The organism is Rosenbergiella collisarenosi, from assembly GCF_018494085.1.
GTDB classification, from domain to species: Bacteria; Pseudomonadota; Gammaproteobacteria; order Enterobacterales; family Enterobacteriaceae; genus Rosenbergiella; species Rosenbergiella collisarenosi.
The window spans coordinates 84631-106962 of the sequence record NZ_JABBFP010000002.1 but is presented as its reverse complement, the minus strand read 5'-3'; the positions used below and the strand labels follow the sequence as shown (position 1 = coordinate 106962).

Genomic DNA, 22332 nt, shown 5'->3' with positions numbered 1-22332 from the left:
CCATGTTCCCTATAGTGTTCTAAGTCAAAAAAAAATCAATTAGATAAAACCTGGTATAACTTCATATCCGATCAGTATTCCGAGTTCCACGGTATCGTCATACCGGGGAGAAGGCCGCCATGCCGTCGCTAGGGCCATCTGTTATGGGCAGCGTGATGAAATCAGAAAACGTTATCGTGAGAGAGAGGAAGATCAGTTGGGTGCGCAGGGCCTTGTTACGAATGCAGTAGTCCTGTGGAATACCATCTATATGCAGGAAGCGCTTTCACACCTTCGGGCGACAGGAGAAAAGCCGGATGACGAGCATATTATCCGACTCTCTCCACTGATGCACGGTCATATCAATATGCTAGGGCATTATACGTTTACGCTACCGGAGGATATTCTGAAGGGAGAACTGAGGGCATTAAATTTCAATTTAAACAATGAATTATCTTCTTAACGTAGTTTTTTACATCATTGACAGTCAAACCCCTATAAAGAACGGCAAGACTTCCCAGACAAGCCCAGTACCTTACGCTATTCCACCTTGGTCTTGACCCATGAACAAGACAGATTACAGTGGCGACATTTGCACGAAACATTCCTGCCTTTATAACGTTCGAACCTGACGGAATAAGATTTAATTGGTCGGTAGCGCGTCATTGCATCGATTGTAGTTTGAGGGAGCAGTCGATAGATGACTGTTCCTCTATACTAAAAAAATTGGTCTGTATGCAAGAGGATGTCGATTGTGACCAGCCGATTTGGTTGGCTATTCATTCTGATCTCGCACATTCGCGCAGAGTGAGAGCCGTTGTTAATTTTTTAGAGACGTTAATTTCGGAAAACAAGACATTATTGTCGTAAGCATTGTCCAAGATAGAGCTCTGTTCAATCTATCACTCATTCCGCATGGTACGGGATGAGTGATATCAATGATTACATCGTAATAACGACTTTACCGATATGAGTTCCTGTATCCAAGCACTCATGTGCTTTAGCGATCTCTTCTAGAGGATAGGTGGCATAAATAATGGGTTTGCAACGCCCCTTCTCCAAGGCTGGCCAGACTTTTTCTTTTAACTGCTCAGCGATCGCTCTTTTTTCCTCTAGATTTCGGCCACGCATGGTTGAGCCCGTGATCGTAATACGTTTGACCATCATGTTTGTGATATCAAAATTATCGACTAGGTTCCCCCCCATAAAGCCAATAATCACCAACCTGCCATCTTTTTTCAGTAGATTCATGTTCTTATTGAAATAGGATGCACCGACGATATCTAAGATAATATCAACGCCTTGGTCCTGAGTAAGCGCTTTCACTTTTTCTTCGAAGTCATCTTTCTTATAGTTGATGAGAGTTGCCGAGTGTTTTAATTCCTCAATTTTTTTGTCGTCTCCGACGGTGGCGAAAACATTCAGGCCAAATTCTTTACATAAAGCCATGGCGGTGGTACCAATGCCGCTGGCTCCACCATGGATTAGGACGCTCTCTTGAGAGCGTGCCTTGCCAATCTGAAATAAATTCGCCCAGACAGTAAAGAATGTTTCCGGTATCGCCGCCGCTTCTTCGAAACTTATCCCCTTAGGAATCGGCAAAGTCTGTGCTGCAGGAACGGCACAAAACTCTGCATAACCGCCACCATTAGTCAGTGCACAGACGGCATCCCCCACTTTGTAGGTTGTCACCTCTTCGCCGATCGCTTCGATGGTGCCTGATACTTCTAAGCCAGGGATGGGGGTTAACCCCTTAGGCATCGGGTATTTACCCTGACGTTGTAAAATATCGGGCCGATTAACGCCCGCAGCATGCACCTTTATCAAGACTTCATGCTTTTCAATGGCAGGACGTTCACCCTCGGCAATCTTAAGGACTTCGGGTCCACCAGGCTGAGTGATCTCAACGAATCTCATACCTTATCCTTTATTGAAAAATTCAAGTAACGTATTCGCCGCGACTTTACCTAATTCGTTAGCAGCAAAGGGGCTATCGCCAGTGATTACTTTTCGGTCAGCGTAAACTTTTCCTGTAATATCCTTATTAACTAAGGTCAGCCCCATATCTGTTAACTGCTCACCGAAGAACCACGTTAATCCACCGGGCATATAGCCGATATCTGGTGTTTGTTTGTCGGCGCTGTCTGGGAAAGCACAGATTGAATAGCCTTTCAACGGATTGTCGCCATCACGCAGAGATAGGAAAGCCGCTGGGCCGTGGCAAATTGACAGAATAAATTTATCTTTCTCAATCGCCCAACGTAAGATTTTAGCGACGTTATGGTCGTCTGGTAAACCAATTAACGCACCATGACCTCCCGGGATAAAAACGGCAGCATAATCATGCTCTGACAGCTGTTCGACAACATCAGGAAGCGCTAATGGATTGAGGAATTTTTCTTTATATTTCTCAAAGAATGGGATGACCTTTTCATCATCATTTGGCATCGCCCAGTATTCAAATTTAGTCATCCTTCCCGAAGACGTCGCGATATCGAAATCAAATCCAGCGGCATGGAGATGATACATCGGTAACAGTGTTTCGACAGGATGATTACCCGTCGAAAACAATTTCCCGTTATCGGTCGTTAAGTAGCGCTCATCGGCGGCAATGACGAGTATCTTTGCTTTACCTTGGTACTTATTCACGTATTCGGCATCATTAAGGTCAGACACCGAGGATGTAAACTGGGAAAGGGAATATGACGATGGGAAAAAAGCATTACGCTCAGCGTGATCGACTTGTGGGGCTTTACTTTGATTGTCTGTCATGATTATTCCTTATAGTTGTGAGGAGCCCACTTCGAAATCAAGGGCCATTCTTAATAGTGACTATACTCACTATAATTTAGTTAAAGAATCTGGGCTTAACATGACGAGGGATAATCTAAATTATCGCTTCGCTTACCCTTTGAGTAGGTCAAAATAACGATTGTTTACATCTCTAAATGGCTGTTCATTGATATGGGAGGCATTGATAGAATCATGACGATAAGCACTCATCTTGCCGAATATCAACGGAAAAAGTCATCCACAGAATCGCTCCACTCATGGCCAGAGAGCGACCACTCATGGTTTGTTGGCGGCGGAAAACCACTTCTGCAGTAGCCATTTTTTCCTACAAAATCGAACACTCCGTGCGGGTAACCGTTAATGAGCAGTACGCACTTTTGGCTGTCTTCTGACCAGCCAATTTGAACGTTGGAAGGAATATGGCCGTCAGAAATATCTTCAGCGTTGTAGATATGTACGGCATCCACTATCGGATTTTCGGCGATAGATTCATCTAGGGCGTAGAAATACCCGGTGTTGCCATCGTCTTCGAACACTGCCGCAAACGTACCTGCAGGAGCTAAGCTCTCTATCACCTGTGGCTTCCCGACAACGAGTTCGGCTTGTACCGTTACAGTAAGAGCCATTCGCTTTACTCTCCCTTGTTTAATTTCCTAGCTAGCCTCAAGGTAGCCTGATAAATTTACCTTCACTCATCATAAAATTAATAGTAATGATTAAAGAGATAGATCATCTAAGTATAGATGACCTATGGATTTAGACATTGTCTTTGGATCTTTCATTCTCTAAACCTGTAGCTCAGGCAAACGATGCTTCTCCTAGTCTGATATCGAATCGCGTGAATTTGATGGTGCTGGGCTCGCATCCTCGAGTGTTTTTCGGCTAGAGAGAGGTATTGCTAATCGCTGCCTAAAGGGTAAGACACAAAAACAAAAAAGCCCGCAATGACGCGGGCTTAGAGGTGTTTATTGCTTTTACGTACCAGCCATTGCTAGACGTTACATTATTCCCACTCGATCGTCGCAGGCGGCTTACCGCTGATATCATAAACGACACGGGAAATACCGTTAACTTCGTTGATGATACGGTTAGAAACACGGCCTAAGAACTCATAAGGCAGGTGTGCCCAATGCGCGGTCATAAAGTCGATGGTTTCTACGGCACGCAGCGAGACAACCCAATCGTATTTACGGCCATCGCCCATTACCCCAACTGAGCGCACCGGTAAGAATACGGTGAAGGCTTGGCTGACTTTATCGTACAGTTTGGCTTTATGTAGCTCTTCGATAAAGATGGCATCGGCACGACGGAGCAGATCGCAATACTCTTTCTTCACTTCACCCAGTACACGTACACCAAGGCCTGGACCTGGGAACGGGTGGCGATAGAGCATGTCGAACGGCAGGCCTAATTCTAGACCGATTTTACGGACTTCATCTTTGAACAGCTCTTTAAGCGGCTCAACTAGGCCCATCTTCATCTCTTTCGGTAAGCCACCTACGTTATGGTGTGATTTAATCACGTGCGCTTTACCGGTCGCTGATGCGGCAGATTCGATAACGTCTGGGTAGATAGTCCCTTGCGCTAACCACTTCACGTCTTGCAGTTTCAGCGCTTCTTCATCGAACACTTCGACGAATACGCGACCAATGGTTTTACGCTTCGCTTCGGGTTCGTCAATTCCCGCCAATGCGTCGAGGAAACGTTTTTCCGCTTCAACATGGATGATATTCAGGCCGAAACGATCGCCAAACATCTCCATCACTTGTTCTGCTTCGTTTAGACGCAGCAGCCCGTTATCGACGAAGACGCAGGTTAAGCGATCGCCAATGGCGCGATGAAGGAGTAGCGCGGTGACTGAAGAGTCGACTCCGCCGGATAGGCCGAGGATCACTTTATCGTTACCGACCTGTACACGCAGACGCTCGACGGCATCATCGATAATCTTAGCGGGCGTCCATAACGCCTCACATTGGCAGATATCGCGTACAAATCGCTCAAGCAGTTGCTGGCCTTGGCGAGTGTGGGTCACTTCAGGGTGGAACTGTACGCCGTAGAAACGCTTCTCTTCGTTCGCCATAATCGCAAACGGGCAGGTTGCGGTGCTTGCCACGGTGGTGAAGTCAGCTGGGATGGCGGTGACTTTGTCACCATGGCTCATCCACACGTCTAAGATAGGCGCGCCCTGCTCGGTGAGGCTATCTTTGATATCACGGACTAATGCACTGTCGGCCACGACTTCGACTTGCGCATAACCGAATTCGCGCTCGTTGGAACCTTGAACTTGGCCACCCAGTTGCATCGCCATGGTTTGCATACCATAGCAGACACCGAGAACTGGAACTCCGGCAGTAAACACATATTCTGGTGCGCGTGGGCTATTGTTTTCCGTCGTACTCTCCGGACCACCCGATAAAATAATACCGCTCGGGTTAAATTCGCGGATCTGTGCTTCGGTCACATCCCAAGCCCATAATTCACAGTACACGCCCAGCTCACGCACGCGACGTGCGACCAGCTGCGTATACTGGGAGCCAAAGTCGAGGATCAGAATACGGTGTTTATGAATATTTTCTGTCGTCATTAAAATTTTCCAGGCGATAGCGTTATGAAATGACGCGCCCGGCAATCGCCGGGCGCAAAATCAGTCGGGATTATGACCCCATACGATAATTTGGTGCTTCTTTGGTAATGGTAACATCGTGGACGTGACTTTCCGAGATACCTGCACCACTGATGCGGACAAATTCTGCTTTGGTCCGTAAATCATCAATGGTCGCGCAGCCAGTTAAGCCCATGCATGAGCGTAAGCCACCCATCTGCTGATGGATAATCTCTTTTAAGTGACCTTTGTACGCGACACGACCTTCGATGCCTTCAGGCACTAATTTGTCTGCAGCGTTATCCGTCTGGAAGTAACGGTCAGAAGAGCCTTTAGACATCGCGCCTAGAGAGCCCATGCCACGGTAGGATTTGTAAGAACGACCCTGGAACAGTTCGATTTCGCCAGGCGATTCGTCAGTACCCGCTAACATTGAACCTACCATCACGGCAGCTGCTCCCGCGGCGATCGCCTTAGCAATATCCCCCGAGAAACGGATCCCGCCATCGGCGACGACTGGAATACCCGTTCCTTCCAATGCTGCGACGGCATCTGACACTGCGGTGATTTGTGGGACACCGACGCCAGTAACAATACGAGTGGTACAGATAGAGCCAGGACCAATCCCTACTTTAACCGCGCTCACACCTGCGTCAGCCAAGGCTTTTGCGCCCGCTGCAGTCGCGACGTTACCACCGATAATTTCTAAGTCAGGGTATTTAGCACGCGTTTCACGAATACGTTGTAAGACGCCTTCTGAGTGACCGTGCGACGAGTCGATCAGTAAGACATCAACGCCTGCTGCGACGAGAGCATCAACACGCTCTTCGTTGCCAGCTCCAGCGCCAACTGCCGCGCCGACGCGTAAACGACCTTGTGAGTCTTTACAGGCGTTAGGCTTACGTTCCGCTTTCTGGAAGTCCTTAACGGTGATCATGCCACGTAGATGGAATGCCTCATCAACGACCAATGCTTTTTCAACACGGTGCTCGTGCATTTTTTGCAGAACGATTTCCCGTGCATCACCCTCTTTCACCGTCACTAGACGCTCTTTCGGCGTCATGAAGGTGCTGACGGCTTGGTTGAGATCAGTCACGAAGCGTACGTCACGGCCAGTAATAATACCGACCAGCTCGTGTTGCTCGTTCACAACCGGATAACCCGCAAAACCATTAATTTCAGTTAACTCTTTCACTTCACGCAGGGTAGTGGTAGGTAATACGCTTTGTGGGTCGGTGACGATACCACTTTCGTATTTTTTAACCTTACGCACTTCATCCGCTTGGCGCTCAATGGTCATGTTTTTGTGAATAAAGCCTAAACCGCCTTCTTGAGCCAACGCGATGGCTAAACGGGCTTCGGTCACAGTATCCATCGCTGCAGACAACATAGGGATATTTAGGCGAATGTTTTTCGTCAGTTGGGTAGTCAATGTAGCCGTATTTGGCAGCACTGTAGAGTGGGCAGGAACCAGTAAAACATCGTCGAACGTGAGGGCTTCTTTGGCAATTCGTAGCATGGCAATATCCCAACCTAAGGTGTGTGAGAACGGATAAAATATTGCCGATGCATTATACAGGCGCATTGCCCTTCGCTCCAGCTTTATTTATCGAAAAAACTTGATAGTTATAAGGAGAAGGTTAGTATCAACGCTTAACCCTCTGATTTAAAGTTTGATCTTGATCACATGTTACCAGCAGAAAACAGCACAATTTATTCCGTCGCCCAGCTAAACGGTAGCGTTCGACAGCTTTTGGAGAAGCAGCTGGGTCGCGTCTGGCTTAGCGCCGAAATTTCGAACTTTAGTCGTCCCGCTTCTGGGCATTGGTACTTTACGCTGAAAGATGATGCCGCCCAGGTACGCTGCGCGATGTTTCGTGGTAACAATCAGCGCGTCACTTTCCAGCCACAGAATGGTATGCAAATCCTCGTTCGCGCCTCAGTGACCCTTTACGATCCGCGCGGCGACTACCAATTAGTCGTCGAGTCGATGCATCCGGCGGGCGAAGGGTTGCTACAGCAACAATTCCAAGCCTTGAAACTCAAGCTAGACAGCGAAGGACTCTTTGCACAGGGGCGTAAGCGCCCTCTGCCTACTCCGGCGACACGCGTGGGGGTGATAACTTCTCCATCTGGTGCCGCACTGCATGATATTCTTCACGTCTTACGCCGACGCGATCCTGCGCTCCCGGTAGTTATTTACCCGACCGCTGTGCAAGGCCGCGATGCGACTGCTGCCATCGTTAAGGCCATCGCCCTCGCCAACCGACGTCAAGAATGCGATGTGTTGATTGTGGGACGTGGCGGCGGATCGCTGGAAGATTTGTGGTGTTTTAACGAAGAGAGCGTCGCACGCGCTATCGCGGATAGCCAGTTACCGATCGTCAGCGCCGTCGGCCACGAAACGGATGTTACGATTGCTGATTTTGTCGCCGATTTGCGCGCGCCAACACCTTCAGCGGCTGCAGAGATGGTAAGTCGCAATCAACAAGAGCTATTGCGTCAGCTACAGACGCAACAGCAGCGCCTAGAAATGGCTTTCGACTATTACCATACTGGACAGCAACGTCGTTTAACGGCCTTGACGCATCGCCTTACGCAACAACACCCGCAATTGCGATTAGTTCGCCAACAATCCCAATTGCAACAGCAACAACGGCGGCTACAAAATGCCGTACAGCGCCTGCAATCTCGTACCGTACAGCGCTATGAAGGCCTAACGCGTCGCCTTACCCGTCAGGCCCCGTCGGCAAAGATTGCCCAGCATCATCAATCGCTATCTTTACACCATTACCGATTACAGGCCGCCTTACAGCAGCAGATCGAACAGCGTAAACAGCGCTTCGGTAACCTTGTCGTTCAACTTGAGGCTGTCAGTCCACTCGCTACCCTTGCTCGCGGCTACAGCGTTACGACAAGCCAACACGGCGAGGTGATACGTCAGACAAAAGATCTCCGAGCGGGAGATAAGCTCCGTACTCGGCTCGAGGACGGTTGGGCGGAAAGCGAAGTGCTGCATGTCGAAAAGACAAAAAAACGTACTCGTAAAAAGCCCGATACGCTCAATTAAAACTAGGCCTAACTCGACAGCGTTAGGTCGAGTGACCCTCGCCATCATTTTAGAGAACTCATAATGCTAACAGGTTTGAACCACATCACTCTTGCGGTCGGTGATTTATCTAAAAGTATAGATTTCTATGTAAATACACTCGGATTTACGCTCAAAGCGCGATGGAGTCAGGGAGCCTATCTCCTTTTGGGCGAGCTATGGTTTTGCCTTTCTGTAGACACAGTATCGATTAACAGTGACTACACCCATTATGCATTGACTATCTCTGGTGATAATTTCGATGATTTTACTCAACGAATAAAAGATAGGGGTACCGTGGAATGGAAAGTTAACCGGAGTGAAGGGCGGTCCTTCTACTTCTTAGATCCAGACGGCCATAAACTGGAAATTCACGACGGAGATATCGACAGCCGTCTCAAGCTTTGCCGCTATCACCCTTATGAAGGAATGGAGCTTTTCGAGTAAGCGTAACGACTCGATGAAACGACCTTGAGGCAGACTATTATCTACTAGCACGCTTAATCAGCGATATAAATAAAGTGCTGCTAGCACCCGCTATTATCACTTCATAAGCACGCCGAGTAAAACTATTCTGATTGATAATATTCAGAGGGTTTTAAGCTTATATTAGCTGAGTAGCTAAACCTGGTACTCCTCCTTCCATGCCAAGGGTAAGATTTGGTTTTTCGTCAACGGTGCTAAGGTGATAGCTGCAACGTGGTCAGCACTCAGCCAGATTGCTTCTGCTATCTCTGCTGCGGGTCTGATCTGTAACGATACGTCCCTGATCGTAAACATATGAGCGAATAAGGTATGGTTAAGTTCGTTTGCTGCAACGTCTGTGAATAATCCCATTGGCATTAATTGTTCTTTATCGATGACTATACCTAACTCCTCGAAAAGCTCTCTTATCAGTGCGTCTTCTGGGGATTCTGTCGGTTCTATCTTGCCACCAGGCTGCATAAAATAGTCAGTGCCCTTCTTCCTGACAAGTAGCACGTTTTTTTCACTATCTTGTATTAGTGCTGCCGCAACGTGAATGGTGCCAACCTCTGACATGTATCCTCCTATTAACGTTATTTTGTGTAATACCTAATGAACAAAATCTACTCTGTATCTTACTAAATTAATTCTGCCATTATTCAGCTTATGCCGAGTATTGAACTATAGATTCTTTAAGCATCGTTCCGTTCACTCGCTATTTGGTAAGAGCGCCGATTGATGGTCTTCTCTAAATAGGTATTGATAGGCTCGTCTAGCTCTATACCACAATACTTGGCCCATTGAAGTGTTTGCGACATAAAGATATCCGCTAATGAAAAAGTATCCGACGCTATCCATTTTTTGCGAGGATCGATCTTTATTTGAGTAATAACTTTATAAACCTCATCTCGAAGCTCGCTCACTATGGCGCTATTTCGTTTATCTTCCGGTATAAACAATAGTTGTTTAAGTAAACCCCATACACACGACTCGAGATCGGTCATGGCGAAGCTGATCCACGTATTAACGAGTGATTTTTCTAGGAGGGCGGAGGGATAAAGCGATTCACCACTGTATTTTTCACATATAAATATACAGATTGCCAGCGTTTCGCTGATGGAAATATCTTCGTCAACAAGATAGGGGACTTTACCAAAAGGGTGAGGTGATTCACTATTTTTATTTGCTGTGAGTAGGTCAACTTTTACGGAGTCGTAAGCGACCCCGAGTTCTTCTAAGGTCCATAATACCTTCAACGAGCGGCTTCGAGGAAAGCGGTAAATGATCAATGCGTTATCCTACCTTTACTAACAGAAGATAAGCCATAGTAACGATATCCACTCGATATCTCTATTATTAATATGACATCCCCCTTTCATATATGCTCAAGTATGGGTAGAGGTTGTTAGCATTGGTACAAAGACGAGTTCTTATGGAATTTTAATGATACTCAAATTCATCACTATTACGGGGATTATGCGCCTGTAGCACGACGCAAAACTATCAAACAAAAAGGCCAATCAGTGTCTACTGACTGGCCTTATAAATAGATCACCGTATTAATTAACGCTTATTCTTTTTCATATGCGCCATTAGACGCTTACGTTTACGCTGCTGCGTCGGAGTAAGCAGGTTACGCTTACCAGCGAATGGGTTCTCGCCCTCTTTAAACTGGATACGGATTGGCGTTCCCATCACGTTTAGCGTTCGACGGTAATAGTTCATCAAATAACGCTTATAGGAATCAGGCAGGTCTTTAACCTGATTACCGTGGATCACCACGATCGGCGGGTTATATCCTCCGGCGTGGGCGAACTTCAATTTCACCCGACGGCCACGCACTAGTGGCGGCTGGTGATCATCCTGCGCCATATGCATGATACGCGTCAACATTGCGGTATTTACACGCTTCGTGGAGCTGTCATAGGCTTCAGTGATGGACTCGAACAAGTTACCTACACCGCTACCATGTAACGCAGAGATAAAGTGTACGCGCGCAAAGTCGATAAAGCCTAAACGATAATCCAGGGATTCTTTGATTTCGTCTCTGACTTCCTGAGATAAGCCATCCCACTTATTCACAACGATGACTAGAGAGCGACCGCTGTTAAGGATAAAGCCAAGTAACGACAAGTCTTGGTCAGAGATCCCTTCGCGAGCATCGATGACCAACATCACTACGTTAGCATCTTCGATCGCTTGCAGCGTTTTAATGACCGAGAATTTCTCTACTGCATCATTAATTTTTCCGCGCTTACGGACACCCGCAGTATCGATCAGGATGTATTCACGCTCATCACGTTCCATCGGAATATAGATACTGTCGCGCGTGGTACCAGGCATGTCATACACGACGACGCGGTCTTCGCCTAAGATACGGTTAGTCAGTGTTGACTTCCCGACGTTAGGGCGTCCGACGATAGCCAATTTAATAGGTAAGGTCGTCGGGTCAAACTCTTCCTCTTCCTCAAGCTGCTGTAGCTCTTCCGCTTCCAGCTCAGCCCAGTAAGCCGCGTTCTCTTCTTCCTCGGTGAGTGGGACTTCTTCTTCTTTCTTGTCCATCCACGGGAATAATGCGGTTTCGAGTAGCGAGGTCACCCCACGTCCATGGGATGCCGCGATAGCATGAATATCACCCATGCCTAAAGACCAGAAATCGCTGATTGCCGCATCGGCATCGAGACCATCGGTCTTATTCGCAACGAGGAAGGTCGCCTTTTCACGTGAACGCAAATGCTGTGCAATCTGCTCGTCCGCTGGCATCACACCCGCGCGGGCGTCGACCATAAATAATACGACATCAGCCTCTTCGATTGCTAGAAGCGATTGTGCGGCCATTCGCGTTTCAACGCCTTCCTCAGTACCGTCAATACCACCTGTATCGATACAGATGAATTCACGACCTTCTATTTCGGCTTTCCCATACTTGCGATCGCGTGTCAGACCAGGGAAGTCCGCAACCAGCGCATCACGTGTGCGAGTTAACCGATTGAATAATGTTGACTTTCCAACATTCGGGCGCCCAACAAGCGCGACCACAGGTACCATAATAAAGCCTCATGACAAAATAAATCTGCTAACCCAACTTTTATTCGCAATCACTCTTAGTCAAATAAAAGTGGCTTACCATAAAAAATAAACGGCTCCCGTATTCCAGGAGCCGTGCAATATAACACACCTAAGCGAAATTACTGAGGATGTTTAACGCGAGATGGAGTAAACCTCGCCACCTTTCGCTTGAATCAAGAGTTTAGTTCCCGCGACAACAGGGTCGGTCTGGAAGCCTGAACTATCGACTTTCTGCTGGGCGACAAAGCGTCCATCTGCCGTGTTGATCCAGTGCAGGTAGCCTTCGCTGTCCCCGACCACTAAATAGCCGTTAAACAGGACCGGCGAGGTCAAATTACGGTGTAGCAGCTCGCTTTGACGCCAGATAGCCACGCCGCCATCGGTATTCAGCGCGATAACCCGATCGTCTTGGTCGACAACGTAAATATTGTTACCTTCCACGATGATGTTTTTCACGCCACCGACATCACGTTTCCAGATCACTTGTCCAGAACGTAAATCCATCGCCGTCAAGCTACCGTTGTAGGCTAAGGCATACACCACGTTGTTAACGATGATAGGCGTCGTATCGACATCATTCAGGCGGTCGATCTCTGTCGAGCCGCTAGGCTGAGAGATCCGCTGCTGCCAGATGATTTGGCCTTGGTTAAGAATAACCGCGCTGACTCGACCATTGTCGCCGCCGACAATCGCTCCACCATACGCCACAGCAGGTGCCGACTCACCACGCAGGGAGAGTGAAGGAATATCTAAGTTCACCGACCATTTAATAGCACCCGATTGCTGATCCAGCGCCTGGAGAATGCCGTTACTTTGATGCACTAAGACTAAGCCATCGCTGACCACAGGACGCGACATGGCTTCGCCAGTCACCTGGGTTTTCCATAGCGTCTTACCATCAGCAGTATTCAGGGCGTAGACCGCACCGCGCTCGCTACCAATGTAGAGCGTTGACCCATCAACAGTAATCCCACCGGAGAGTAAGGCAGAGAGATTGCTGGAGAAGAAGCCTTGTTTCTCAGACAGATCAATCTGCCATTTTTCTTTGCCATTAGCCGCATCGAGCGCTTTGACGGTACCGTGGCGATCTGCCGCATAAACAGTACCATCCTGCCAAGCTGGATGCAGATTGGAATAGAAATTACCCACACCGTCACCGACCGAAGTACTCCATGCCGTAGAAGGGGTAAATTGATTTTGTACTTTTGGAAGCGGCGCCATCTTTACGACGTCCTCTTCACCACTGAACAGCGAACAACCACTTAATAGGGTGGCCGAAATTAATGCCGGCAGCAGGTATTTACGTAATTCCATGCGCTCTCTCACTGGCTTAGCTAAAATTGTTCAATTTAGTTTGCATCATCTGCTTCAGTGCAGGCGATACCTCTGATTTCATTCCTTGACGCCAGGCCGCTGCAGCGCCCTGCTTATCGCCTTTATTCAATAAAACGTCGCCACGAATATCGGCAGCGATGCCTGCCCAGTTATCCCCTTTCACACCATCAAGGGTTTTTAATGCGGCATCGGGTGTCTTAAGTTCAGACTGTACGCGCGCGAGTCGTAAGCGGATAACGGCTTGCAGGCTAGGGTCTGAAGAATCATTAAGCCCCTGAGCTAACGTTTTTTCTGCATTGGCTAGGTCATGTTTATCGATATACGTTTTTGCTAACGTCAACGATGCCAATGCACCATAACTATTTTTTTCGTGATCGACGAAGCTGGATAATGCTTGAATTGATGCCGGATTATCGCTCTTAAGCGTCGAAACAAGCTGCTGGTAGTGGTCTGAAGATGCTAAAGCATTATTTTGTTGATGATTCACCCAAAATCGCCATCCCACTAGCGCGGCAATACCGATCACCGCACCGACTGCGAGGGCTTTACCATTATTCGCAAAAAACTGTTTAACGACTTCAGTCTGATCGCGTTGATTATCGCTGCTATAAACTTCCACCACTCTTACTCCTGTATCACTCTCTACCCGCGCTTACTCAGCGAGAAGCGCTGCCTGTAATTCGGCCAGAACATCCTTTGCGCTCACCAAGGTTTGCTCACCACGGGCCAAGTTCTTAATCACGACCTGTCCATTCTGGACTTCATCTTCACCCAGTACTAGCGCAATTTTCGCCCCGTTTTTATCGGCGCGGGCAAATTGCTTCTTGAAATTACCACCACCGAAGTTAGTCATAATTTTCAAGCTAGGGGCTTGATCACGCAGCGTTTCGGCTAATTGCATCGCGGCAGATTGCACACCTTGGCCGGACGATATGACGTAGACATCGACTTTGTTAACTGGTTCAAAATCAGGAACAACAGACTGAACTAACAGTACTAAGCGCTCTAGACCCATAGCAAAACCGACGGCTGGCGTAGCACGACCACCGAGCTGTTCGACTAGTCCATCGTAGCGTCCACCCGCACAGACAGTCCCTTGAGCGCCAAGGCTACTAGTGACCCACTCGAACACCGTGCGGTTGTAGTAATCTAAGCCACGCACTAGGCGTTGATTGATTCGGTAGCTAATCCCTGCATCATCTAATAATTGGCAGACACCCGCGAAGTGCTCACGCGACTCCTCGTCGAGATAATCATGCAGCTTCGGCGCATCATTTAACAACGTTTGTACACCTGCGTTTTTGCTGTCGAGTACACGCAGTGGATTACTATACATACGACGCAGACAATCTTCGTCCAACGCATCTTTGTGCTGTTCAAGGAATGCTACTAACGCATCGCGGTAAGCGGCACGTGCTTCGAGAGAACCAATAGAGTTAAGTTCTAGCTCCACATGTTCGGCAATCCCTAACACCTTCCACCAGCGCGCCGTCATCATAATCAGCTCGGCGTCAATATCCGGTCCCTGTAAGCCGAAGACTTCAGCACCGAGTTGGAAGAATTGACGATAGCGCCCTTTTTGTGGACGCTCGTAACGGAACATAGGTCCCATATACCACAAGCGTTGCTCTTGATTATAAAGTAGACCATGCTCGATGCCTGCACGGACGCAGCCAGCGGTCCCTTCTGGACGTAACGTTAAGCTTTCACCATTACGGTCGTCAAAGGTATACATCTCTTTTTCAACCACGTCGGTGACTTCACCAATCGCGCGTTTGAATAATGGTGTCTGTTCAACGATTGGTAGACGGATTTCACTGAAGCCGTACCCTGCCAATACTTGTTTAAGACTCTGCTCGATGCGCTGCCATACCGCGGTATCGGCAGGCAGATAATCGTTCATTCCGCGTATCGCTTGAATATTTTTCGCCACGTTACAATCTCTTTATTTCAAAGGCTAATAACAGGGCACGAAGCCCTATTAAATCAATTAATTATCGATATGTTGAATAGCAATGCGTGCATTTTCGTCCAACATTGAGGCTTTTGCACGAATTCGAGCTTCCAATTGGTCAATCATATCGTCGTTGTCTAAGCGAGCACGTTGGCGCACACCATCTTCGTAGAAACCGCTCTTCTTATTGCCACCGGTGACGCCGAGGGTAGATACCGTCGCTTCGCCAGGGCCATTGACCACACAGCCAATGATCGAGATATCCATTGGCGTAATGATATCTTCAAGGCGTTGCTCTAAGGCATTCACCGTACCGATAACATCAAATTCTTGACGCGAGCAGGTTGGGCAAGCGATAAAGTTAATCCCTCGCGCACGTATACGCAGTGATTTGAGAATATCAAAACCGACTTTAATCTCTTCAATCGGATCAGCGGCAAGAGAAACGCGTAGCGTGTCCCCGATACCCTCTGAGAGTAACAGTCCTAATCCAATCGCTGATTTCACCGCTCCAGCCCGTGCACCGCCAGCTTCGGTAATTCCTAGGTGTAGAGGCTGCTTGATCTGTTGAGCGAGGAGTCGATAGGATTCTACCGCCAAGAATACGTCGGAGGCTTTAACGCTAACTTTAAATTGATCGAAGTTGAGACGGTCTAAATGCTCAACATGACGTAACGCCGACTCGACCAAGGCTTGTGGAGTGGGTTCGCCATACTTCTCTTGGAGATCTTTTTCTAGAGAACCGGCATTAACCCCGATACGGATCGGGATATTATAGTGACGAGCACAATCAACGACTTGTCGAATTCGCTCGTTATTACCAATGTTACCCGGATTAATACGTAAGCAGTCAACGCCGTATTCGGCGACTTTTAATGCGATACGATAGTCGAAGTGGATGTCAGCCACCAGCGGCACATCGACCTGCTGTTTGATGAGCTTAAAGGCTTCTGCTGCATCCATAGTTGGAACCGATACCCGCACAATATCTGCACCGACGCGCTCTAATGCTTTGATCTGATTGACCGTCGCGGCAACGTCGGTAGTCCGGGTATTCGTCATTGATTGTACGGCAATGGGAGCGCCATCGCCGATTGGCACCTTACCGACATAAATACGCGTGGATTTACGACGATTAATGGGAGCCTGGTTATGCATAGCTTTTCTCCGCTGGCCTCAATGCGGACGCTTACGCGCCCACACTCAGACGTGCTACCTGATTACGATGAACAAAACGGCTAAGATCGACGGGCTGGCCACGGAACTGTACCGATACCGTAGATGGGGCGCCGATTTTCAAACGATAAGGAAGCTTACCGCTTAGATTTAGTGAAGCACCACCATGTTGTAAGCCGCTAAACAGCTTCTTCCCTGTTGCATCGCTCACTTCTAACCAGCAATCAGCCTTAAATTGTAAGGTTAACGCGTCAGCGCCTGCTGGAGTCTGTACCGCGGCTTCGTTAGATTGAGTCGAAGCAGGCTGTGCAGGAAGTGAGGTGGAAACGGCTGGGGGAGTCGTCGCCGTAGTCGGTTGAGTTGGAGATACCATACTTGAAGAAGTCGCCGCAGCATTGCTCTCCGTGGCCGGAGCGCTAGTGGTGGGCGTTGAGGTATCTGGTTGCGTGCTCGGCTCAGGCTGAGCATCATTCACCGCGGGTTGAGACTCGCTTTGCGTCGCTTGCTGAGAAGAAGGATCGGTCGACAACGGAATAGACTGGCTGTTACCACCATTGTCGTTATCCTGTGTCGCAACGCTATTCGTCAGTTCGCTCTGCGCCGCTTTGTGATTTTGCCACCACCACGCGACGGTAAGACCGACAACAACAAAAATAATTAGCCAAGTAAAAGTCGTCAGCAAGCCGTCACGTTTTTTTCTACTGCGACGACTGTTTAGCGAGTAATTCTGCATCGGCGTTATTTTTGCTGGGCGTACCGGGGCTTGCTGCGTGATCGCGGGAAGCAGCTCGCCTTCTGGTATCTGTACTAGACGCGCATAGGAACGGATATACCCGCGTAAGAAGGTTGCCGCGAGTTCAGCAGGTGCTTTATCGTCTTCGATATCCCGCACTGTAGAGAGTTTGAGGCAGAGCCTATCAGCGATATTTTGCTGCGTCATCCCTTTAGCTTCACGAGCATTACGTAAACGCTCACCCGCAGATTTATTGATAGTTTCTTGATTGGCTTCAGTATTCATTCGCAATATAACGTCAGTACTGTATCGAGGGTGAAAAGTGTGCGCTAACGATGTTCTGTCTTGATGGCTGACGTACTCGTTCTTCGTTGCGCGGCGATAAAATCATAGTCCACATTACTCTGTTCAGCTGATCCAGTATAATCATAGAGCGTTTTACTGAATACAACCGCTACTTAGCGGCCGCTGTTTAGTCTTATTCGGTTCTCTCTTGTCAGCCAGCATCCTTCATAGTCGTGGCGTCACTTCCACTACTGGTCGGCTGGCCCTTAGGCGGTAAACAGGAAGAGGACGAGTTTCCTCGCACGCTGTTTTGTTTGCCTGCCCTTTTTTCATCGTATTCAACGATACGTCGGGCTTCATCATACTGCCCTAAAGCACAGAGAAAAGCACCGTAATTATCGCGCAAGAGGGCATTTTCTGGAGCCATCTGATACGCATACTGATAATAAGATGAGGCCGCTGCCGTGTCGCCTTGTTGGGCTGTAGTCTTTGCCAAGCCCCACCACCCCTGGCTGCTTTTCGGTTGTAACACTGTGACTTTTCGAAAATTACGTGCGGCATGGTCCAGTTGATTAAGTCGTAAATATTGCTCGCCAAGGTAGAGCCGTAACGCCACGCTTTGCTCGCTGTGCGGGGTGGAATGACATCCGGCCAATAGACTGATCACTAAAACCAGACTCCCTTTACGCATCCGCTTCTCCTTGTCATCCCTGAATACCCATCAAGGATGACACAACACTCGAAGCGAAGGTGGACTCTTTGATTAACGGCTAGACGGCTTTCACAGAAATTTGTTCACCTGCCATCTTCTTGCGTAGCGTACGCTTGGTTCGGTCGATAACATCCCCTGCCAGCTGTCCGCAAGCGGCATCGATATCGTCGCCGCGCGTCTTACGCACGATAGTCGTGAAACCGTAGTCCATTAACACCTTAGAGAAGCGGTCAATACGGCTATTTGAGCTACGTCCGTAAGGAGCACCTGGGAAGGGATTCCATGGGATCAGGTTGATTTTACACGGCGTATCTTTGAGCAGTTCCGCCAGTTCGTGAGCATCATCGGTGCTGTCGTTAACATGGTCCAGCATGACGTATTCAATCGTCACACGTCCTTGGTTAGCATTAGATTTTCCGATGTAGCGTTTAACGGCCGCTAAGAACATTTCAATATTGTACTTTTTATTAATAGGTACAATCTCGTCACGGACTTTATCATTCGAAGCGTGCAGCGAAATCGCTAACGCGACATCAATAACATCGCCGAGTTTATCGAGCGCAGGGACGACACCTGAGGTAGATAGCGTAACGCGGCGTTTAGAAAGCCCAAAACCAAAGTCATCTAACATGATTTCCATGGCAGGTACCACGTTGGTCAGATTGAGTAGCGGTTCACCCATCCCCATCATCACGACGTTAGTAATCGGACGTTGACCGGTCACTTTCGCTGCCCCGATAATCTTCGCGGCGCGCCATACTTGACCGATAATTTCGGAAACTTTTAAGTTACGGTTAAAACCCTGTTGCGCGGTCGAACAGAATTTACACTCCAGAGCACAGCCGACTTGCGAGGACACACACAAGGTGGCACGGTCTTTTTCCGGAATATAAACGGTCTCAACCAGTTGGTCACCGACTCGTATCGCCCACTTGATGGTGCCATCAGAAGAGCGCATTTCTTCAGCGACCTCTGGTGCACGGATCTCCGCCATATCACTGAGTTTCTGACGGAATTTCTTATTGATATCCGTCATTTGCTCAAAATCGTCACAGCAGTAGTGGTAGATCCACTTCATTATCTGGTCGGCGCGAAACGGTTTTTCGCCCAACGATGCGACAAATTTGCGCATTTCTGTGCGGTTTAGGTCAAGTAAATTAACCTTGGTTGATTTGGCTGGCGAAGGTGTTGGCGCGAAAATTTCTGGGGTGGTGATAGAGTCTGACATAATAATCTCTGGCCTCGTTGTTACACGTTATGGCTCGTAACAGGAATTAAAAAGTAAAAAAACGCACCCCCTCGCTTAGCGAAGGGGTGCGTATTGTACATCATCTGCTAACAGATGCGAATGTACGGTGTACTACGACGCGTTAAAAATTAACGAGTACGTGCACAAACTTCTTCTGCAGAGAAGAAGTAAGCAATTTCACGTGCTGCAGACTCAGCAGAGTCAGAACCGTGAGTTGCGTTTTCGGTGAAGCTATCAGCGTAATCCGCACGCAGAGTTCCTGCTAATGCGTTATCTGGGTTAGTTGCACCCATCAGATCACGGTGACGTTGGATAGCGTTTTCGCCTTCTAACACAGAAACAACTACTGGACCAGAGGTCATGAACTCAACCAGACCGTCAAAGAATGGGCGGCCTTTGTGCTCAGCGTAGAAGCCTTCTGCTTGCTCTTTAGTCAGTTGCAGCATTTTAGCACCAACGATTTTGAAGCCTGCGCTTTCAAAACGGTTGTAGATTGCACCAATTACATTTTTAGCAACGGCGTTTGGCTTGATGATAGAAAAAGTACGTTCGATTGTCATAGTGACCTCAGTCTGAGCTTGCAAAATACCCTACCGTCATCAGCCATCATAGATGAGTGACGATAGTGAGAAACGGCGCCGATTATAGGTGGCAAACAGGTCGTTGCCTAGGTTAATCCATTATTTTTTATCATTTAGTCCTGATTTTCTTCTATTGGGCCTCTAAACAGAGTGGCGGTGGACCCGCTCTCCTGAGACGTTAAAAAGCCCCGTGACAAATCCAGTAAGCTTTGTCACTCTGTTCTTCTTGATCTTTTAAGGAGTGGAGAGACTATGAGCAACGATATTTTTGTCACGCCGCAGTGGCTGGCCGAGCACCTCAATGATACGCAGATACAGGTGTTAGATGCCCGTTTGCTGCCTCCCGGCCAAGAACTGGTGCGAGATATTGATGCGGAATACCTCGCAGAACATCTACCATACGCGGTATTTTTTAATATTGAACATCTCTCCGATCTACACAGCCCCTACCCCCATATGTTACCTCGCGCCGATCAGTTTGCCGTTGCCATGCGAGAACTCGGGGTCGACCATGAAAAACATCTTATCGTTTACGACGAAGGAAATCTTTTTTCCGCCCCACGTGCGTGGTGGATGCTACGCCATTTTGGTGTAGAAAAGGTCTCGATATTGGCGGGAGGATTGAAGGCTTGGCAACAGGCAGGCTTGCCGCTAGCCACCGGTGAGGTCACTCTGCCGACGACACAATTTGAAGCTCAAGTGGCTGACGAGGCCGTAGTATCCCTGACCAAAATGTTAGTGCTTAGCCACGAGGGCGGCACGCAAATTATCGATGCACGTTCTGCCCCACGCTTCAACGCCGAGGCCGATGAACCTCGCCCGGGATTGCGTCGCGGGCACATCCCGAACAGCCTTAATCTGCCTTGGGACCAATTAGTGAGTGAAGGACGCCTTAAGGATAATATTCAGTTGCAAGCTCTGTTCGAGCAGGCGGGCATCGATACTACACAGCCGGCTGTGGTAACTTGCGGGTCTGGGGTTACCGCAGTAGTACTGTTGCTGGCACTCTATCAACTGGGGCAATCACACGTAAGTCTTTATGATGGCTCTTGGGGGGAATGGGGAAGTCGCGACGATCTACCTATTAGGCCTTAGCGGCACTAAGACTCAGCCGATTAATGGCCGGTTTCTCGAGCAATTTATCCTATGCGATATCCTTTGGCATATCTATCGCGGATCAACTCTGCCATTGAAGTCGGCTGCGTACCCAACGTAAGGGAGCGATTATAATGGTTCCCTTCCATCTTTTACTTATTTCTTAAAAGAATTGGTTAACTTGATAATTACTTATACGTGTATTTTTTATGCTACTGAACTTTTATATTAACTACACGTGCAGTACAGCTTACGCAAAAGGGATACTTTTCTGAAGAGTACTTCGGTAATCCTGGTTTAGTGACGAAATAGCTGACCAAAAGCAAATCTGAAAGTTGCAAGGCTCGTGCTGATAGTGCAAACATCTTACAAAAAATCCCCCAATAGGGTTATCACTATCGGGGGATCGAATTATTTATATTATCCGTTCACTACCTTTAAAATCACGCAGAAAACTGCCCCAACGCCGCTCATAAAACGGAGTTATATGCGCGGTAAAGAAGTGGCTGACCCCGGAAGCTTGACTCGTCACCTCACAAAGATCAATCAATGCATCGTCCGGCAGGGTATCCACCGCGACCTGGCCAGCTTGCTGGATGACAGGTTCGATATCCTCATCCACTTCTATGCCAACGAGTAGATTAGCAGGCTGCCCTTCCCCTTCGCGGATCTCCGCCAAAAAGGCACGACGAACAGGTTTAAGTCCGGCAAACAATGTGGTGAGTGAACTCACCAATTGTGCAGGCGGTTCGTCGACGGCGGACATTAATAACGCCTGTCCCCCTTCCACTACCCTTTGTTCAGTCAGTGCATTGCCTTGATTATCGAGTAAGGCGGTGATTTCAGCCGGGGAGAACTCTTTACCCGTAGTCCGTTTAGGATTCAGGAATAGGGTTTCGCCACGCGTGAGCTCGAAAAGCGTTTTAACCGGAAGTTTAACCCACGGCTCTCCCGCCTCGCAGACCTCGTTAAGCACCTGTTCAGAGGTAAAGAAGGGGATCACGCTCTCGCCATCCGCTTTTTCCCAATGCGTTAGTTCGACGGCGGAATCTGCGGTCAGCTGTTGTTCGACGCTACGGCCCAAAGCCCAGACATCAGCCTCTAATAATGACTGAAAAAAAGCAGGTCGATGTGCAGGTTCGGTGGCGGCCTGCTCCAACAACGTTTCCAATTCAACGGACATAATCGGCTCTCGATATCGGCAGGCTACGCGCCT

Annotated in this window: 20 protein-coding genes and 1 pseudogene; 4 read left to right on the top strand and 17 right to left on the bottom strand. The window is 48.4% G+C overall.

The genetic code is table 11. The features are described from left to right. Window positions 1–103: 103 nt before the first annotated feature. Window positions 104–442: pseudogene (locus tag HGT70_RS03160) on the top strand (Tn3 family transposase); the annotation flags it as partial. Between the two features lie 479 nt (window positions 443–921). Here HGT70_RS03160 and HGT70_RS03155 read toward each other — a convergent pair. The 5 genes from HGT70_RS03155 to guaB form a co-directional block, all read right to left on the bottom strand. After that, on the bottom strand, window positions 922–1896 hold the full coding sequence (locus HGT70_RS03155; RefSeq protein WP_214194863.1) for an NAD(P)H-quinone oxidoreductase: 975 nt from the start codon (window positions 1894–1896) through the stop codon (window positions 922–924). A gap of 3 nt (window positions 1897–1899) precedes the next feature. Further along, window positions 1900–2751: a glyoxalase III HchA gene (hchA, locus tag HGT70_RS03150; protein WP_071431099.1), complete on the bottom strand. Its 852-nt coding sequence runs from the start codon at window positions 2749–2751 to the stop codon at window positions 1900–1902. Window positions 2752–2993: 242 nt separating this feature from the next. Then, window positions 2994–3398, bottom strand: a complete 405-nt coding sequence (locus HGT70_RS03145; RefSeq protein WP_214194862.1) for a DUF2251 domain-containing protein — start codon at window positions 3396–3398, stop codon at window positions 2994–2996. A gap of 377 nt (window positions 3399–3775) precedes the next feature. Beyond that, complete coding sequence (gene guaA, locus HGT70_RS03140) at window positions 3776–5356, bottom strand: glutamine-hydrolyzing GMP synthase (RefSeq protein WP_071431102.1); 1581 nt, start codon at window positions 5354–5356, stop codon at window positions 3776–3778. 70 nt (window positions 5357–5426) lie between these two features. After that, on the bottom strand, window positions 5427–6893 hold the full coding sequence (guaB, locus tag HGT70_RS03135) for an IMP dehydrogenase (protein WP_214195194.1): 1467 nt from the start codon (window positions 6891–6893) through the stop codon (window positions 5427–5429). A 168-nt stretch (window positions 6894–7061) separates the two neighbouring features. Between guaB and xseA the strand changes: the two genes are divergently transcribed. Beyond that, window positions 7062–8444 carry an exodeoxyribonuclease VII large subunit gene (gene xseA / locus HGT70_RS03130; RefSeq protein WP_214194861.1) on the top strand — a complete coding sequence of 461 codons (1383 nt, stop codon included), beginning with the start codon at window positions 7062–7064 and terminating at the stop codon, window positions 8442–8444. 63 nt (window positions 8445–8507) lie between these two features. Further along, on the top strand, window positions 8508–8909 hold the full coding sequence (locus HGT70_RS03125) for a fosfomycin resistance glutathione transferase (RefSeq protein WP_071431106.1): 402 nt from the start codon (window positions 8508–8510) through the stop codon (window positions 8907–8909). A gap of 174 nt (window positions 8910–9083) precedes the next feature. On the opposite strand, the gene HGT70_RS03120 is transcribed toward HGT70_RS03125, so the two are convergent. From HGT70_RS03120 to ndk, 11 genes are all read right to left on the bottom strand, one after another. Further along, a complete protein-coding gene (locus HGT70_RS03120; protein WP_071431108.1) occupies window positions 9084–9503 on the bottom strand; it encodes an NUDIX hydrolase in 420 nt (139 codons plus the stop codon). Between the two features lie 116 nt (window positions 9504–9619). After that, entirely contained in the window at window positions 9620–10216 is a 597-nt protein-coding gene (locus HGT70_RS03115) for a glutathione S-transferase family protein (protein WP_214194860.1), read from the bottom strand. A gap of 274 nt (window positions 10217–10490) precedes the next feature. Next, entirely contained in the window at window positions 10491–11975 is a 1485-nt protein-coding gene (gene der, locus HGT70_RS03110; protein WP_071431112.1) for a ribosome biogenesis GTPase Der, read from the bottom strand. A 153-nt stretch (window positions 11976–12128) separates the two neighbouring features. Beyond that, window positions 12129–13310 (bottom strand): outer membrane protein assembly factor BamB, encoded by a 1182-nt coding sequence (bamB, locus tag HGT70_RS03105; RefSeq protein WP_071431114.1) that lies wholly within the window; start codon window positions 13308–13310, stop codon window positions 12129–12131. Between the two features lie 16 nt (window positions 13311–13326). Continuing rightward, entirely contained in the window at window positions 13327–13950 is a 624-nt protein-coding gene (locus tag HGT70_RS03100) for a YfgM family protein (protein WP_071435038.1), read from the bottom strand. Between the two features lie 33 nt (window positions 13951–13983). Next, window positions 13984–15264 (bottom strand): histidine--tRNA ligase, encoded by a 1281-nt coding sequence (gene hisS, locus HGT70_RS03095; RefSeq protein WP_071431116.1) that lies wholly within the window; start codon window positions 15262–15264, stop codon window positions 13984–13986. A gap of 57 nt (window positions 15265–15321) precedes the next feature. After that, window positions 15322–16443, bottom strand: coding sequence for a flavodoxin-dependent (E)-4-hydroxy-3-methylbut-2-enyl-diphosphate synthase (gene ispG / locus HGT70_RS03090; RefSeq protein WP_071431118.1), 1122 nt, complete (start codon window positions 16441–16443; stop codon window positions 15322–15324). A gap of 31 nt (window positions 16444–16474) precedes the next feature. Then, complete coding sequence (rodZ, locus tag HGT70_RS03085; protein ID WP_214194859.1) at window positions 16475–17479, bottom strand: cytoskeleton protein RodZ; 1005 nt, start codon at window positions 17477–17479, stop codon at window positions 16475–16477. 211 nt (window positions 17480–17690) lie between these two features. After that, entirely contained in the window at window positions 17691–18170 is a 480-nt protein-coding gene (locus HGT70_RS03080; protein WP_214194858.1) for a tetratricopeptide repeat protein, read from the bottom strand. A gap of 79 nt (window positions 18171–18249) precedes the next feature. Continuing rightward, window positions 18250–19419, bottom strand: a complete 1170-nt coding sequence (gene rlmN, locus HGT70_RS03075; protein WP_071431123.1) for a dual-specificity RNA methyltransferase RlmN — start codon at window positions 19417–19419, stop codon at window positions 18250–18252. A gap of 149 nt (window positions 19420–19568) precedes the next feature. Continuing rightward, complete coding sequence (gene ndk / locus HGT70_RS03070) at window positions 19569–20000, bottom strand: nucleoside-diphosphate kinase (RefSeq protein WP_048912436.1); 432 nt, start codon at window positions 19998–20000, stop codon at window positions 19569–19571. 273 nt (window positions 20001–20273) lie between these two features. Here ndk and sseA point away from each other — a divergent pair, with 273 nt between their 5' ends. After that, complete coding sequence (gene sseA, locus HGT70_RS03065) at window positions 20274–21116, top strand: 3-mercaptopyruvate sulfurtransferase (protein WP_214194857.1); 843 nt, start codon at window positions 20274–20276, stop codon at window positions 21114–21116. A 415-nt stretch (window positions 21117–21531) separates the two neighbouring features. Here the strand turns inward: sseA and sseB are convergent, their stop codons facing one another. Beyond that, window positions 21532–22299 carry an enhanced serine sensitivity protein SseB gene (gene sseB / locus HGT70_RS03060; RefSeq protein ID WP_214194856.1) on the bottom strand — a complete coding sequence of 256 codons (768 nt, stop codon included), beginning with the start codon at window positions 22297–22299 and terminating at the stop codon, window positions 21532–21534. Window positions 22300–22332 lie beyond the last annotated feature (33 nt).

What these genes read in the sequence shown, in the direction of transcription:
- ndk (WP_048912436.1), bottom strand. Translation starts at nt 20,000, where the DNA reads ATGACAATCGAACGTACTTTTTCTATCATCAAGCCAAACGCCGTTGCT.
- HGT70_RS03155 (WP_214194863.1), bottom strand. Translation starts at nt 1,896, where the DNA reads ATGAGATTCGTTGAGATCACTCAGCCTGGTGGACCCGAAGTCCTTAAG.
- HGT70_RS03145 (WP_214194862.1), bottom strand. Translation starts at nt 3,398, where the DNA reads ATGGCTCTTACTGTAACGGTACAAGCCGAACTCGTTGTCGGGAAGCCA.
- HGT70_RS03080 (WP_214194858.1), bottom strand. Translation starts at nt 18,170, where the DNA reads ATGCGTAAAGGGAGTCTGGTTTTAGTGATCAGTCTATTGGCCGGATGT.
- hchA (WP_071431099.1), bottom strand. Translation starts at nt 2,751, where the DNA reads ATGACAGACAATCAAAGTAAAGCCCCACAAGTCGATCACGCTGAGCGT.
- ispG (WP_071431118.1), bottom strand. Translation starts at nt 16,443, where the DNA reads ATGCATAACCAGGCTCCCATTAATCGTCGTAAATCCACGCGTATTTAT.
- bamB (WP_071431114.1), bottom strand. Translation starts at nt 13,310, where the DNA reads ATGGAATTACGTAAATACCTGCTGCCGGCATTAATTTCGGCCACCCTA.
- HGT70_RS03125 (WP_071431106.1), top strand. Translation starts at nt 8,508, where the DNA reads ATGCTAACAGGTTTGAACCACATCACTCTTGCGGTCGGTGATTTATCT.
- HGT70_RS03120 (WP_071431108.1), bottom strand. Translation starts at nt 9,503, where the DNA reads ATGTCAGAGGTTGGCACCATTCACGTTGCGGCAGCACTAATACAAGAT.
- guaA (WP_071431102.1), bottom strand. Translation starts at nt 5,356, where the DNA reads ATGACGACAGAAAATATTCATAAACACCGTATTCTGATCCTCGACTTT.
- sseB (WP_214194856.1), bottom strand. Translation starts at nt 22,299, where the DNA reads ATGTCCGTTGAATTGGAAACGTTGTTGGAGCAGGCCGCCACCGAACCT.
- xseA (WP_214194861.1), top strand. Translation starts at nt 7,062, where the DNA reads ATGTTACCAGCAGAAAACAGCACAATTTATTCCGTCGCCCAGCTAAAC.
- der (WP_071431112.1), bottom strand. Translation starts at nt 11,975, where the DNA reads ATGGTACCTGTGGTCGCGCTTGTTGGGCGCCCGAATGTTGGAAAGTCA.
- rlmN (WP_071431123.1), bottom strand. Translation starts at nt 19,419, where the DNA reads ATGTCAGACTCTATCACCACCCCAGAAATTTTCGCGCCAACACCTTCG.
- sseA (WP_214194857.1), top strand. Translation starts at nt 20,274, where the DNA reads ATGAGCAACGATATTTTTGTCACGCCGCAGTGGCTGGCCGAGCACCTC.
- guaB (WP_214195194.1), bottom strand. Translation starts at nt 6,893, where the DNA reads ATGCTACGAATTGCCAAAGAAGCCCTCACGTTCGACGATGTTTTACTG.
- rodZ (WP_214194859.1), bottom strand. Translation starts at nt 17,479, where the DNA reads ATGAATACTGAAGCCAATCAAGAAACTATCAATAAATCTGCGGGTGAG.